Raw genomic sequence first — 13,602 nt, forward strand, 5'->3', positions numbered from 1 at the left:
CGGCTCCTCCTTAGGGGGACCGTCCTCGGGGGACCGTTCGTCGGCGTGCTCCTCGGCGGGCGCGCGGGTCAGGGTCGCTCGCCGTCCATCCAGCGGCGCAGGCTCAGGGGACGCATGTCCGTCCAGACCTCCTCGATGTGGGCCAGGCACTCCTCACGCGTGCCGTTGTGGCCGACGCTGCGCCAGCCCTCGGGAATGTCACGGTCGGCCCACCATATGGAGTACTGCTCCTCGTGATTGCGCACCACCGTGTACTCGGCCGTATCCACTGACTCTGCCATTCGACTCTCCTTTGCCTCATTCGCCATTCGACACGACGTTGCAATCAAACAATGCCATGGTCAAGCAGAAGCGATTTAACGCACTTTCCGCGAAATGTTAGGGTTTTGAAGGGGAGCTATGTGTGGAATAGCCGGCGTATCTGTTCTCGATGGGACCGCCGGGCGGCTGGCCTTCGACGGGCTCGTCACCCTGCAACACCGTGGCCAGGAGTCGTGGGGCATCGCGGTGGCCGGACCGGAGGGCGTGCGGGTCCGGCGGTCGCTGGGGTTCGCCTCGCGCTCGGACTGCGGTGACTCCGCCCGCGACGACTGGCCCGCCGGGAGGCTCGCGGTCGCCCACACCCGTTACTCCACCACGGGCGCCACGCTGCTGGAGAACTCCCAGCCCTTCGTGCACGAGGCGCGGCGCATCGCGCTGGCGCACAACGGTGATCTCACCAACGCCGCCGAACTGCGCGCCCGGCTCGGCCGCGAGGGCTACGCGTTCCGCTCGACCAGCGACTCCGAGGTCATCCTCGCCCTTCTCGCCGGCGCCCTGAACGGCCTGAACGGGCCAGACGGTTCGGACGGCCCGCACGGCGCGGCCGCTCAGGATCGTCTGAACGGCCTGAACGACCTGAACGCCGTTGATGGCCCGGCCTCTCAGGACAGTGATTACCCCGACTCCGACCCGATCGTGGTGGCGGTCGCGCGGGCCATGCGGGTGCTGCGCGGCGCGTACTCGGTGGTGTGCGCCGTCGGCGACCGGCTCGTGGCCTTCAGGGACCCGCACGGCATCCGTCCCCTGGTCGCCGGGTTCGCCGAGGGCAGGGCGGTCGTCGCCTCGGAGACCTGCACGCTCGACGCGCTCGGCTGCTCCGGGCAGCGGGAGGTGGAGCCGGGCGAGCTGCTCGTCCTGCGCGACGGCCGGCCGATCGGGACGTACCGCGTGGCGGCCCCCGCCCCGCGCGGCTTCTGCGTGTTCGAGCACCTCTACCTGACCAGGCAGGACTCCAGGATCGGCGGCGCCAGGACCGGCGCGACGCGGATGGCGTTCGGTGAACGGCTGGCGCTGGAGTCCCCGGCGGACGCCGACCTGGTCGTGGCCGTCCCCGCCTCCGGTGTGCCCGCCGCCAGGGGGTACGCGCGGGCGGCCGGACTCCCGCTGGCCGGGGCGCTGGTCCGCGACGAGCAGGTGGGCAGGACGTTCATCGAGCCCGACCGGCGGCGGCGCGAACGCAAGCTGCGGCGCAAGTTCTCCATCGGCTCGCCGGTGGACGGGGCCAGGGTCGTGGTGGTCGACGACTCGATCGTGCGCGGGTCCACCATGCGGCGCATCGTCACGCTGCTGCGCGAGTCGGGGGCGAGCGAGGTGCACGTGCGGATCGCCGCTCCGGCGCTGATCGCGCCCTGCCACTACGGGGTGGACATCGTCGACACCGGTGAGCTGGTCGCGACCGGCCGCGAGACCGGGGAGGTGTGCCGGATCATCGGCGCGACGAGCCTGGCGTACCTGTCGGTGGCGGGCATGCGTCACACGGTCGGCAGCGCGGCGGGCGAGGGATTGTGCGAGGGCTGCATCACCGGCGAGTACCCCACCCCGGTGAGTCAGGGACGCGACAAGTTGAAGCTCGTACCCGCACAGGCCCTGCGGCACGCGGCGCCTCCGGCGGCCGTCCACCCCCGTTGACGGTGATCAAGGCCGCGCCTAGCCTCCGCCAAATGGAACCCAACACACAGCACACACAGCACATGCGGCCGACCGGCTACGACGACGACGGTGGATGCGACGCCCGGTACACCAGGACCGCCTGCCTGTGGGGACGCAGGCCAGACCGGATCTCCGACGCCCTGGCAGACGCGCTCTCCCTGCCGGCGGCCCCCGAGGAGATCGGCCCGCCCGCCTCGCCACCCGGCGCGGGCGCGCCCGCCGTCCTCGACGTGGGGTGCGGTGAGGGACGCAACGCGGTGCGGCTCGCCCAGCGGGGCGCGCGGGTGCTCGCGATGGACGTGTCGGCCGCCGCGCTGGAGAACGGCGCGCGGGCGTGGGGTGACGCCGGGGGGATCGAGTGGCGGCGGGGCGACGCGCGCACCGCCGATCTGGAGCCCGCCGCGTTCGAAGGGGTGCTGGCGTGCAGCGTCCTGCACTGGCTGGAGGACGAGGAACAGGTCGCCGACGTCGTCGCCGGACTCCAGGCGGCGACCAGGCCAGGAGGGGTGAACGCCCTGCTCATGTTCAACCGCGGCCACGCCTACGTACCTCCCGCCGGCGAGATGCGCATGCCGGTCCTGCTGCCCCACGACTGGTATCTCGCCAGGTACGCCGGGTGGACCGTGCTGAGCGCCACCGACACCGACTCCACGCACACCCACAAGGGCCACGAGGAACCGCACACCCACGCGGTGACCAGGCTCGTGGTCCGCAAGGGGGCGGTCGCGTGAGCCCGCCGCACCCGCTCGAATGGCCGGTCTACGACGACGGCGTGGCGGCGAGGGTCGCCGAGCTGGTGACGCTGGGGCGCACGTTCGACTACGACTACGGCCCCGAACTGGCCGAGCTGGAGCGGTCGTTCGCCGAGCGGCACGGCCGCGCCCACGCCCTCGCGCTCACCTCCGGCACCGCGGGACTGCTCGCCGCCTACTTCGCGCTGGGCATCGGCCCCGGCGACGAGGTGATCGTCCCGGACCTCACGTTCTTCAGCACCGCCTCACCGCTGTTCCTGCTGGGCGCGGTGCCGGTGCTCTGCGACGCGGGCGGCGCCGACGGGAACGTGGCCGCGGCGGACGTGGAGGCGCTGGTCACGTCCCGTACGGTCGCGATCGTCGTCACTCACCTGTGGGGCCACAGCTGCGACATGGACGCCCTGCGCGCGGTGGCCGACCGGCGCGGGCTCGCGCTGGTCGAGGACTGCTCGCACGCCCACGGCTCCACCTTCCGCTCCCGGCCCGTGGGCTCCATGGGCGACATCTCGGTCTTCAGCGTGGGCGGCAGGAAGCTGATCTCGGGGGGCATGGGCGGCATGCTCCTCACCGACTCCGAGGACGTCTTCGCCCGCGCCTGCCTGCTGACCAACTTCCGGCACCGCACCGACCTCACCATCGACGCCGCCCGCTACCAGCCGTTCCTGCTCACCGGGCTCGGCGGCAACTTCCGCATCTCCACGCCGGGGGCCGTGCTCGCCCAGAGCCACCTCGACCGCCTGGACGAGCTGGTGGAACGCAGGGGGGGCAACATGTCCGCCCTGTCCGCGGGGCTCGGCGCGCTGCCGGGCGTGCGCCCCTCCCCTGTCGCCGAGGGCGTCACGATGGGGGCGTGGTACGACGGGGTCGTCGAGGTGACGCCGGAGTGCCCGTTCAGCCGGGACGAGCTGGTGAGTGCCGGTCAGGAGCGCGGCCTGAAGGTGCGCGCCCCGGCCACCCGGCCGCTGCACGTCTTCCCGCTCTTCCAGGGCACCGCGCCCGACTGGTCACCGGCGGTCGCCGCCGCCGTGCGGGCCGCCGCGGCGGTGAACGACCGGCCGTTCCCGCGTTCCACGGAATTGTTCGCCAGGTGGATGAAATTGCCGGTGAACTTTCTTTGGGAACCGAACTCACCACTGGTCGGCGCGTATCTCGAGGCGTTCGACGACGCATTCTCGATGGCGCGTACCGCGTAACGTCATTCCTGTTTCCAGCGTCGATTCCGGAGTAATCCACATGAGCCGACAAATGTCTCCCGTCATCCATGCCGTCGCCCCCGCCAGCCTGGAGAGCTGGTTCGGTCACTTCGTCGACCTCGGCCCGCGGGACCGGGTCGTCTTCACCGGCGAGGACCACCGCGTCGACGTGGCCCCGCTGCTCGACGCGATCGGCGAGACGCCACGGGCGACGGTGGTCTTCCACTCCAGCCACACGACACTCGGCCGCGACCAGCTGCTCGCCTTCCGGCTCCGCGAGCTCGGCCACGGGGCCGAGTGCCAGTCACGGCTGTGCGCCTCGCTGGGCAGCGACAAGATCCTGATGAAGGAGTTCTTCGACCGCTACCGCCTGGTCTCCCCGCCGTGGGCGCGGGCCGGTGAGCCGCTGCCCGAGACGGGCCCCGACACCCCCGTGGTCATCAAGGACCGGCACGGCACGCAGAGTGTCGGCACCCGGCTGACCCGGGCGGACGAGTGCCGCCTCGCCCCCAACGAGCTGGGCGAGTTGTATGTCGACGGGATCGAGTACTCGGTGCTGGTCTACCGCGACGAGCACGGCACGGCGACGTTCCCGCCGGTGTGGAAGGGGGCGACCTCGCCCGACCTGATCCCGCCGTGGCGGCGGCTGCGGCTGTGCCCCGGCCCGACGCTCGGCGGCACCTGGGAGCGCAAGCTGCGGGCCGTCGGCAAGCGGCTCGCCGACCTGGCCGAGGCGCACGGCTACCTGGAGGTGGAGTTCCTGCTGACCAGGACCGGGGAGGTGCACCTGCTGGAGATCAACCCCCGGGTGTCGGGCACCATGCGGCTGGCCGCGATGGCGACCCGGCTGCCGATCTTCTCCCTGCACGCCCGGCCCGAGCTGCGCGACCACCTGTACGCCGCCCGCTTCAGCGGCGAGATCCCCTACAGCGGTGACCCGATCACCGACGCCGACGGCGAGGTGTTCGCCACCTCCCGGCTCACCGTCGCCGGGGAGAGCCCGCAGGAGGTCCGCGCCAAGCTGCGCGAGCTGGGCACGGAGCCCCGGGTGCTGCCCCGCGCCTCCTGACCCCGCTCCCCCACCTCCCCGCCCCTCCTCTCGTCGCACCCGTTCATGGCTTCCCGCCTCCCCTGTTCTTCACCGGCCCCCTGCTCTCTCCTCGCCGGCTTCCCGCTCTCCCCCTCCCCGATTCCCCGATTCCGGCCTCCCGTTCTCGGCCCCCGATCTCGGTTCAGGCGGATCGGGGCACCGCTCCCGCCGCCTCGGGCTCCCCTCGGCTCCCGTCCGACGCCTTCCCGTCGCGCCGCGCGTCCCACCGGTCGAGCAGCCCGAGCAGGGGCGCCGTCGCGGCCGTGGAGACCAGCGCGACGATCACCAGCATCGTGAACAGCACCTGGGTGATGATGCCGAGGCCGAGGCCGATGCTCAGGATCACCAGCTCGGTCACCCCCCGGCAGTTCATCAGCACCCCGAGCCGCACGGCCTCTCTCCCCGGCACACCCATCGGCCTGGCGATGACCATCACGCCGCCGACCTTGCCCACCACGGCGACGGCGAGGATCAGCAGGCACCATCCCCACATGGCCAGGTCCTGGCTGAGCAGCCCGATCTGGGTGTTGAGCCCGACGAAGGCGAAGAAGGGCGGCAGCAGGAAGGAGGTGGTGAAGTCCTGGGTGCGCTCGCGGACCCGCCGCAGCCGTACGTCGCCGTCGCGCGGGAACAGGACGCCGAACAGGAAGGCTCCGAAGATCAGGTGGATGCCGATCAGCTCGGTCAGCAGTCCTGAGACGAGCAGGCCCACGATGACGACGGGCAGGGTCGCCTCCTGGGAGAGCCCCCGGCGCAGCAGCCGGGTCAGCAGTGGCCGTACCACCCCGACCATGACGGCGGCGAAGGCGACGGTGAGACCGAGCGTGCGCAGCGCCTCGGCGGGCGAGGAGCCCTTCGCCATGGTGACCGCCACGGCCAGCAGCAGCCACGCGGTGACGTCGGCGATGGCGGCGCAGGTGACGGTGAGCGCTCCGGTCGGGGTGTGGAAGAGCCCGCGTTCCAGCAGGATCCTCGCCAGTACGGGAAACGCGGTGACACTCAGCGCGGCCCCGACGAACAGCGCGAAGACCGGGAAGTCGACGGAGGCGGTCGCCAGCGGCGTGTAGATCAGCAGGGCGAGCGCGACCCCGAGCGCGAACGGGATCGCCACGCTCGCTTGGCCGCAGAGCGCCGCGACCCGGCCCCGGCCGCGCAGCAGGTCGCCGCGCAACTCCAGCCCGACCAGGAACATGAAGAAGGCCAGCCCGAACTGGGCCAGCAGGTTCAGATACGGCATCACGGCGCTGGGGAACAGCGCGCGGTAGGCCTCGGGCCACACGGCGCCGAGCAGGGAGGGGCCGAGCACGATGCCCGCGGCCATCTCCCCGATCACCCGGGGCTGGCCCAGCCCGCGGAAGACGGCCCCGCCGAAGTGGGCCAGCGCGACGACCACCGTGATGGACAGCAGCAGCAGAGGGGTGGCCGGCACCTCCTGCTCCCGCCCCGGCTCCACCGAGGGCACCGGGACGGGACCGGTGGCCGTCCCCGGGTCGAGTCCCAGCATCAGCAGCGCCAGCACGGAGGGCAGCACGATCGCGAGACCGTACGCGACCAGAGAATGACACAAAGTGCGCGTATTCGCGGACCGAAACCTTGGATACGGCATGATCGATTCCATTTCCGAGAGGTTGAATTCTGAACCGGCGCGTATATCACAGAGCAAAAAAAATCGCCAAGCTGATTGGAGACTCAGCTGGTCAACGGCGTGTTTTCGCATTTCCGTTGTACCTCAGGAGGGCCGTCTCGAAATTACTCATGATCGAAAGTGCGCTTTCCGGAACGACGGGTAAGGGACAGACCTGACTCACTCCAAGTGCACAGAAATCCGGAGGAACAGTCGCATGCAGGTGCTCTCCCCCAACCGAGAGGCGAACCGCCAAGTCCCCCCATCCTGTGATGAGAGGCCTCCCGTCCCGGCACCGCGCCGCAGTAGCCCACAGGGCTCCAAGCTGGCCCTGGACGCGTCCGCCAAGCCCCGGAGGACCGGGCTGCAGCTCCCGTCGAGCCTCCCCTTCGACACCTGGCGGCGGATCGGTCACCAGATCTCCCTCATCGCCGACTCCTCCGCCTGGTGGCTCGGCGACTGGCTGGTCTACGGCGAAACCGAATACACCGACCGTTACAAGAGAGCGGTCGAGGAGAGCTCCCTGGATATCCAGACCCTGCGCAATTACGCCTGGGTCGCGCGGCGATTCCCGGTATCCCGCCGGCGAGACAAGCTCAGCCTTCAGCACCACGCGGAAGTGGCCGCGCTTCCCGACCACGAGCAGATGCTCTGGCTGGACCGCGCCGAACGCTTCAACTGGTCCAGAAATCGTCTCCGCAGCCAGATCAAGGCCCACCGCACCGCGGCCCTTTCCGCGTCGGACCGGGCCGCGCAGGCCGCCAAGGAGAAGGCCGTCATCCATATCGACGTACCGGTCGACCAGGAGCAGTCGTGGCGTGACGCGGCCCGCCGGATGAACCGCAGCGTGGAGGAGTGGGCGAGGCTCATCCTCAACCAGGTCGCCACCGGTGAGATCCCCGCACGCGAGCTCCGCGACGCCAAGGCCGGGTGAGGAACGGAGGACAGGTGGACGCCGTCCACACGCTGTTCGAGAAGAAGGCGTCCGAGGCACCGAACAGGACGGCCCTGGTCTCCGGGGCCGTCCTGTTCACGTATCGAGACCTCGACGCCCGTGCCAACGGCCTCGCCCGCTCGCTCCTGCGACGCGGCGTCGGCCCCGAGACCCTCGTCCCCCTGCGGCTTGACCGCTCCCCCGACCTGCTCGTCGCGTTGCTCGCCGTCTGCAAGGCGGGCGGCGCGGCGGTGCTGCTCGACCCCGGCTGGCCCGAGGACCGTGTCGCCGCGGTCCTCGACGGCTGCCCCGTGGTGATCGACGGTCCTCTCGACGCCGAACCCTCCGGCGAGAGTCCCGGCGTCCCCGTGCACGAGGACCAGCTCGCGTACGCGGTGCACACCTCCGGGTCGACGGGGCGACCCAAGCTCGTCGGGGTGACCCACCGGGCGATCGCCCACCGGGTCGCCACCCACGCCGAGGCGTACCGCATCACCCCCGCCGACCGCTCCAGCTGGCTGGCTCCCCCGGCCTCGTCGGTCTCGGTGGTGGAGTTGTGGCCGTACCTGTGCTCCGGCGCGAGCGTGCACGTCGCCGACGCGGCGACCGCGGGCTCACCACCGGAACTGCGCGACTGGATGGTCGCCTCGGGCATCACCCGCGCGTACGTGAACATGCCGCTCGCCGAGTTGCTGTACGGCCTGCCGTGGCCCGAGCGGACGGCGCTGCGGCTCATGACGGTCGGCAGCGACGCGGTGCGCGTGTGGCCCTCGCCCGACCTGCCGTTCGAGGTCGCGGTGGAGTACGGCTCCGCCGAGGCCAACGGCGTGACGAGCTGCCTGGTCCCGCTGGAGGACCGCCTCACCTCGGTCACCGCCGACGAGGCCGCCAGGCGCGCCCGGCCCCCCATCGGGCGCGCCTGGCCCGATGTCGGCGTGCCCGTCCTCACCTCCGGCCTGACTCCGGTCGCGGCCGGCGAGGTGGGGGAGCTGTTCGTCTCCGGTCCCGAGCTCGCCCGGGGCTACCTGGGCGAGCCCGCCCGCACCGCGGAACGCTTCCTGCCCGATCCCTCGGGCGGAGGAGACCGTGTCTACCGGACCGGTGACCTCGTGCTGGAGCGGCCGGGCGGGCGGCTCGAGCACCGCGGCCGCGTCGACCAGCAGGTCAAGATCCGTGGCCATCGGGTGGAGCCCGCGGAGGTGGAGGCCGTACTGCTCGAACACCCCGCGGTGCGCGAGTGCGTCGTGACGGGCGTGCCCGGTCCCGGGGGCGACCTGAGACTGTGCGCCTACGTCGTCCGGGACGGCACCGCGGACGGCACCGTGCGCGAGACCTGGGCCGGGGAGCTGCGTGCCTTCACCTCGGCGCGTCTGCCCGCACCGATGGTGCCGGTCGCCTGGACCGCGATGGAGCGGCTGCCGCTGAACTCCAGCAACAAGGTGGACCGGCGCGCGCTGCCCGCGCCCTCCTGGGGCGATCCCCGCGGAACCGATCACCCGGGAGCCGGCGCCCCGAGGGAAGCCGCTCCCCCCGGAGACGGCGGGCACGAGAAAGAGACCGACCTCGTGACGGCGGGGGTGCTGGAGCTGTGGGAGCAGGCGCTCGGGGCGCGCGGCGCGCTGGGCGACCACTTCATCCGCTCGGGCGGCGACTCCCTTTCGGCCACCCGTCTCGTCGACCGGATCGGGACGCGCTACGGCGTGCGGATCCGGCTGCGCGACTTTCTGCGGGCGCCGACCCCCGAGACCCTCATCCGGAACATCAAGGCGGAAGGAAAGGCGAGATGACCGAGAGAAAGCGGAGGAAGAGCCGCCCCACGTGGCTGTTGCGCACCCCCGCCCCCGAGGCGAGGGCGAGGCTGTGGTGCCTGCCGTACCCGGGGGCGGGGGCGTCGATGTATCACAGCTGGCCCGCCGAGGTGGACGGGATCGAGCTGTGCCCCGTCCAGCTGCCCGGCAGGGAGAACCGGCTGCGCGAGCCGTTGTTCGAGAGCTACGCGGCCGTCGCCGCCGAGATGCTGGAGGGCCTGGAGCCCTACCTGGACCGGCCGTTCGGCTTCATCAGCCACTGCGGCACGGTCTTCATCGGCTACGAGGCGACACTGCTGCTCATGGAGCGCGGCGGCCCGCTGCCCGGCCACCTGTTCGCCTCCTCGATGGTCCCGCCGCACCGGGCGTCGTGGCCGAGCATCCTCAAGCTCGACGAGGAGCAGGTGGGCGCGCTGGTGTCGGACCTCATGCGGGCGCGTGGCGCCGAGCCGATGCCCGAGCTGGTGGAGATGGCCGCGGACGTCATGCGCGCCGACGTGGCCGCCTACGGCCGCTTCGACAAGACCGACCCGGTGGAGCTGCCGTGCCCGATCACCGCGATCGGCTGGTCGGGCGATACGCAGATCCCCCCGGAGCAGATGGCCGGCTGGGAGTCCTACGGCGAGGCCCGCTACACGGTGCTGGACGGCGGGCACTGGAGCTACCTCCAGGCGCCCGCCGCCCTGCTGGACGAGATCTCGCGGAGCATGTCCGCGCGTGTCCCCGGTTGAACGAGTCGAACCGTTGACCTCAGACGCCCTTGCCGTCCTCGCGCCCGCCGGGTCCTTCGGCCTCGGCGGGCTCCTCGTCGTCCCGCAGGAACTCGGCGTCCTCAAGCCTGCGCAGGTGCGGCACCGGGGAGCGGAACAGCAGGATGATCCAGGGCAGCAGGAACGCGGCCCCGGCGTAGATGGCGGGCTTGATGCCGATCAGCTCGCCCAGCACGCCGGCCAGCATCGCGGACAGCGGCAGGATGCCGAGGTAGACCGCGCGGCTCGCGCCGATGACCCGGCCCCGCAGGTGGTTGGGGATCACGTACTGGAAGAGCGTGAGCTGGCCGATGTTGCCGGCCACCACGCCGAACACGGTGACGAACCAGATCACCGAGAACAGGGTGATCTGCAGCCACTGCGGACCGGCCACGAACGGCGTGAAGCACAGCACCCGGAACGCGATCAGGGCGGCCATGATGCCTCGGCCGTAGCCGAGCTTCTCGAACAGCTTGCTCGCGAAGACGGCGCCGACGACGCCGCCGATGCTGCCCATCGCGTAGATGAAGCCGATCCAGGTGCCCGACAGCTGCAGTTCCCTCGCCGCGTACAGCAGGAACAGGGTCAGGATCATCATCGACCCGAAGTTCGCCCCGGCGGAGTTGATGATGAGCGGCCGGGCGTAGTCGTTGCGGTAGGTGACCTTCAGGCCGTGCTTGATGTCGTGGAGCATCGCCGCGACGGCGCCGCGCCCGCCGCTGTCCTTGCGCTCGACGGGCGGCTCGACGTGACGGATGCGCGACAGGGCGAAGGCGGAGATGAGGAAGGCGATCGCGTCGCCCAGCATCACGTACGCGGGCCGGAACAGGTCGATGAGCACGCCGCCCGCGCTGGATCCCGCGATGGCGCCCACCGACTCGGTCGCGGCCATCCGGCTGTTGCCGGCGACCAGGTGCTCCTCGCTCAGCAGGGTCGGCATGTAGGCGGCGTAGGCGATCCCGAAGACCACCGACAGGCCGCCGACCACGACCGCGACCACGTAGAGCACCCACATGTCGAGGAAGCCGACGAAGGCCGCGATCGGGATCAGCATCACGATGCCCGCCCGCCCGAGGTTGGAGGCGACCATCAGCGGCCTGCGGCGGTAGCGGTCGATGAGCACGCCGGCGACCAGCGTCAGCAGGAGCGCGGCGATCGTACGCATCGTGTTGAGCAGGCCGACCTCGAAGGAGGTGGCCTGCAGCATGAGGATCGCGGTCAGCGGGAGTGCCAGGGTGGTCAGCTCGGAGCCGAGGACCGAGACCGACTGGCCGGCCCAGAGCCGGTTGAAGTCGGGGTTTCGCCAGAGAGAGGGCGGCTTTTCCTCCGGCGCCCTGACTTCTGTTCCCTGAGTGTCCATGAGATCGTTCCGTCCTTGTCGGGTTTCACCTCTGGTTGACTGTAATAAGGTTTTTGTTAAGGGTGATGATATGCGAAATCACCGAAGAGGCACACTGGAAAACAATCAGCGAGTGCGCCAGATGACACTCCCCGACGGTCATGTGGTATTCCAGCTCAATCCCGCCGAGACCAGCCTGCAGTATCGCAGTATCGTGGGCGACAGAAGCTACTTCAGGCATGATGTTCGCCTTGAGCCTGGAATGACGGTGTTCGACGTGGGAGCCAACATCGGAATCGCCGCGCTGGCGTTTCATTGGGAATGTCCGGGCACCCGGATTCTCGCGTTCGAGCCCGCCAGGCCGCTTTACGACGCGTTGTGCGCGAATCTGTCCGCCCACGGCCTGAACGCCAGGGCGTTCGACTGCGCGCTCTCCCGCGCCCCGGGGACGGCGGTCATCACCGTCTACCCGGAGACCACCGCGATGTCGGGGATGTACACCGACGTCGACCACGACGCCGAGGTGACCAGGACATTCCTCGCCAACAGCGGTTTCGCCCCCGAGGACGTGACCGACATGGCCGAGGGCAGGCACGTCACGGAGAAGCAGGAGTGCCAGGTGCGGACGATCTCCGAGGTGATGGCCACCGAGGGCGTGGACCGCATAGGGCTGTTGAAAATCAACGTCGAGAAAGCCGAATGCGATGTCCTGGACGGAATCGCTCCCGGCGACTGGGAGGCGGTCGACCAAATCGTCATGCAGGTCCACGACATCGACGGCAGACTCGCGTCCGTACGCGACGATCTCACCGGCCGTGGATTCCAGGTCGACATCGGCCAGGATCCCCTGCTGAAGGACACGGACATCTTCGACGTGTACGCACGGAGGAATTCCCTATGACAGTGGACACGACCGTGAATCTGAAAAATCTGGATCTGGCGGATCCGGACATCTACACGGCCCCCGACTCCGGCCTCGGCGTCCTGCATTACCTGCAGGAGCACCGGCCGATGTTCTGGAACGCCAGGTCGGACGGGCCGAGTTTCTGGGCTTTCACCAAATACGCGGACGGCGTCGCCGTCTATCTCGACAAGACGAATTTCACCTCCGAGCGGGGCATGCAGGTGGGGCAGACCGAGTCCGCCGCCCGCGCCGCCGCCGGCAAGATGCTCATCGTCACCGACGGCCGCCACAGCCAGCTGCGCGACGTGATGAACCCCGCGCTCACCCCCCGGGTGGTACGCCGCCTGGAGGGCGCGATGCGCGAGACGGTGGGCGGGATGCTCGAGGAGAACGCCCAGAAGGACTCCTTCGACTTCGTCGACACGGTGGCGGGCAGGCTGCCGCTCTCGGTCATCTGCGAGCTGCTGGGCGTGCCCCGCGCCGACTGGGACCTGATGATCCAGTGGACGCGCACCGCGTTCGGCTCCGCCGCCTCCGACGACGTCATCTCCGACGCCGAGAAGGCCGAGGCCAACGCCAACATCTTCGCCTACTACGCCGACCTGCTGGCCGAACGGCGCGACGACCTCGGCGACGACGTGATCAGCGTGCTGATCCGCGGCCGGATCGACGGGACCCCCCTCACCGACGAGGAGATCCTGCTCAACATCAACGGCCTCATCACCGGAGGCAACGAGACGACCAGGCACGCCTCGGCGGGGGCCGTCATCGCCCTGGTGGAGAACCCCGACGAGTGGCGACGGCTGCGCGAGGACCCCTCGCTCATCCCGACCGCCGTGGAGGAGGTGCTGCGCTGGACCGCCCCCAGCCTCAACGTCATGCGCACCGCGCTGCGCGACACGAAGATCGGAGATCAGACCATCCGGGCCGGTGAGCGGGTCAGCGTGTGGCACCCGGCCGTCAACCGCGACGAGGACGCCTTCCCCGACGCGCGCCGCTTCGACGTCGGGCGCACCCCCAACAGGCACCTCACGTTCGGCCTCGGCAAGCACCTGTGCATCGGCGCGGCGCTCGCCAGGTTCGAACTGCGCGTGCTGCTGGAGGAGCTGACCCGCCGGGTGGCCCGCATGGAGCTCACCGGGCCGGTGAAGCGACTGCGCTCGAACCTCATGTGGGGCGTCGACCGCGTCCCCGTCCATCTCGAACTCGACCACGCCGGACACTGATTGGAGCACCCC

13 protein-coding genes are annotated in these 13,602 nt (G+C 70.4%); 9 read left to right on the forward strand and 4 right to left on the reverse strand.

The features are described 5' to 3' along the window. Nucleotides 1–68 precede the first annotated feature (68 nt). Entirely contained in the window at nucleotides 69–281 is a 213-nt protein-coding gene (locus ACFY3V_RS19430; RefSeq protein WP_350950330.1) for an MbtH family NRPS accessory protein, read from the reverse strand. Nucleotides 282–399: 118 nt separating this feature from the next. Between ACFY3V_RS19430 and purF the strand changes: the two genes are divergently transcribed. Genes purF through ACFY3V_RS19450 form a run of 4 tightly spaced genes read left to right on the forward strand, consistent with a single transcriptional unit; the run spans nucleotide 400 to nucleotide 4,985 of the window. Beyond that, on the forward strand, nucleotides 400–1,950 hold the full coding sequence (purF, locus tag ACFY3V_RS19435; RefSeq protein ID WP_389774959.1) for an amidophosphoribosyltransferase: 1,551 nt from the start codon (nucleotides 400–402) through the stop codon (nucleotides 1,948–1,950). 32 nt (nucleotides 1,951–1,982) lie between these two features. Then, complete coding sequence (locus tag ACFY3V_RS19440; RefSeq protein ID WP_389774961.1) at nucleotides 1,983–2,702, forward strand: methyltransferase domain-containing protein; 720 nt, start codon at nucleotides 1,983–1,985, stop codon at nucleotides 2,700–2,702. Continuing rightward, the gene (locus ACFY3V_RS19445; RefSeq protein ID WP_389774964.1) at nucleotides 2,699–3,916 is read left to right on the forward strand and encodes a DegT/DnrJ/EryC1/StrS family aminotransferase; all 1,218 of its coding nucleotides are present in this window, start codon (nucleotides 2,699–2,701) and stop codon (nucleotides 3,914–3,916) included. The genes ACFY3V_RS19440 and ACFY3V_RS19445 overlap by 4 nt, the downstream gene beginning before the upstream one ends. A 52-nt stretch (nucleotides 3,917–3,968) precedes the next feature. Further along, entirely contained in the window at nucleotides 3,969–4,985 is a 1,017-nt protein-coding gene (locus ACFY3V_RS19450) for a hypothetical protein (protein WP_389774967.1), read from the forward strand. A gap of 163 nt (nucleotides 4,986–5,148) precedes the next feature. On the opposite strand, the gene ACFY3V_RS19455 is transcribed toward ACFY3V_RS19450, so the two are convergent. Further along, nucleotides 5,149–6,573: a cation:proton antiporter gene (locus ACFY3V_RS19455; protein WP_389774970.1), complete on the reverse strand. Its 1,425-nt coding sequence runs from the start codon at nucleotides 6,571–6,573 to the stop codon at nucleotides 5,149–5,151. 274 nt (nucleotides 6,574–6,847) lie between these two features. On the opposite strand from ACFY3V_RS19455, the gene ACFY3V_RS19460 reads away from it, so the two are divergent. From ACFY3V_RS19460 to ACFY3V_RS19470, 3 genes are read left to right on the forward strand one after another with little or no spacing between them, the layout of a single operon-like run. Beyond that, complete coding sequence (locus tag ACFY3V_RS19460) at nucleotides 6,848–7,564, forward strand: LmbU family transcriptional regulator (RefSeq protein WP_350950324.1); 717 nt, start codon at nucleotides 6,848–6,850, stop codon at nucleotides 7,562–7,564. Nucleotides 7,565–7,578: 14 nt separating this feature from the next. Further along, nucleotides 7,579–9,351: a non-ribosomal peptide synthetase gene (locus ACFY3V_RS19465; protein ID WP_389774973.1), complete on the forward strand. Its 1,773-nt coding sequence runs from the start codon at nucleotides 7,579–7,581 to the stop codon at nucleotides 9,349–9,351. Continuing rightward, entirely contained in the window at nucleotides 9,348–10,103 is a 756-nt protein-coding gene (locus ACFY3V_RS19470; protein WP_389774975.1) for a thioesterase II family protein, read from the forward strand. The genes ACFY3V_RS19465 and ACFY3V_RS19470 overlap by 4 nt, the downstream gene beginning before the upstream one ends. Before the next feature lie 19 nt (nucleotides 10,104–10,122). On the opposite strand, the gene ACFY3V_RS19475 is transcribed toward ACFY3V_RS19470, so the two are convergent. Further along, a complete protein-coding gene (locus ACFY3V_RS19475; protein ID WP_362907319.1) occupies nucleotides 10,123–11,481 on the reverse strand; it encodes an MFS transporter in 1,359 nt (452 codons plus the stop codon). A gap of 25 nt (nucleotides 11,482–11,506) precedes the next feature. Next, nucleotides 11,507–11,701 (reverse strand): hypothetical protein, encoded by a 195-nt coding sequence (locus ACFY3V_RS19480; protein ID WP_362907317.1) that lies wholly within the window; start codon nucleotides 11,699–11,701, stop codon nucleotides 11,507–11,509. A 36-nt stretch (nucleotides 11,702–11,737) separates the two neighbouring features. Here ACFY3V_RS19480 and ACFY3V_RS19485 point away from each other — a divergent pair, with 36 nt between their 5' ends. Continuing rightward, nucleotides 11,738–12,361, forward strand: a complete 624-nt coding sequence (locus ACFY3V_RS19485; protein WP_362907315.1) for an FkbM family methyltransferase — start codon at nucleotides 11,738–11,740, stop codon at nucleotides 12,359–12,361. Then, nucleotides 12,358–13,590, forward strand: coding sequence for a cytochrome P450 (locus tag ACFY3V_RS19490; protein ID WP_389774980.1), 1,233 nt, complete (start codon nucleotides 12,358–12,360; stop codon nucleotides 13,588–13,590). Before ACFY3V_RS19485 ends, ACFY3V_RS19490 begins: the two co-directional genes overlap by 4 nt. The last annotated feature ends 12 nt before the right edge of the window (nucleotides 13,591–13,602 follow it).

Origin of the sequence: Streptosporangium sp. NPDC000095 (genome assembly GCF_042899335.1) — a bacterium.
Taxonomy (GTDB): domain Bacteria; phylum Actinomycetota; class Actinomycetes; order Streptosporangiales; family Streptosporangiaceae; genus Streptosporangium.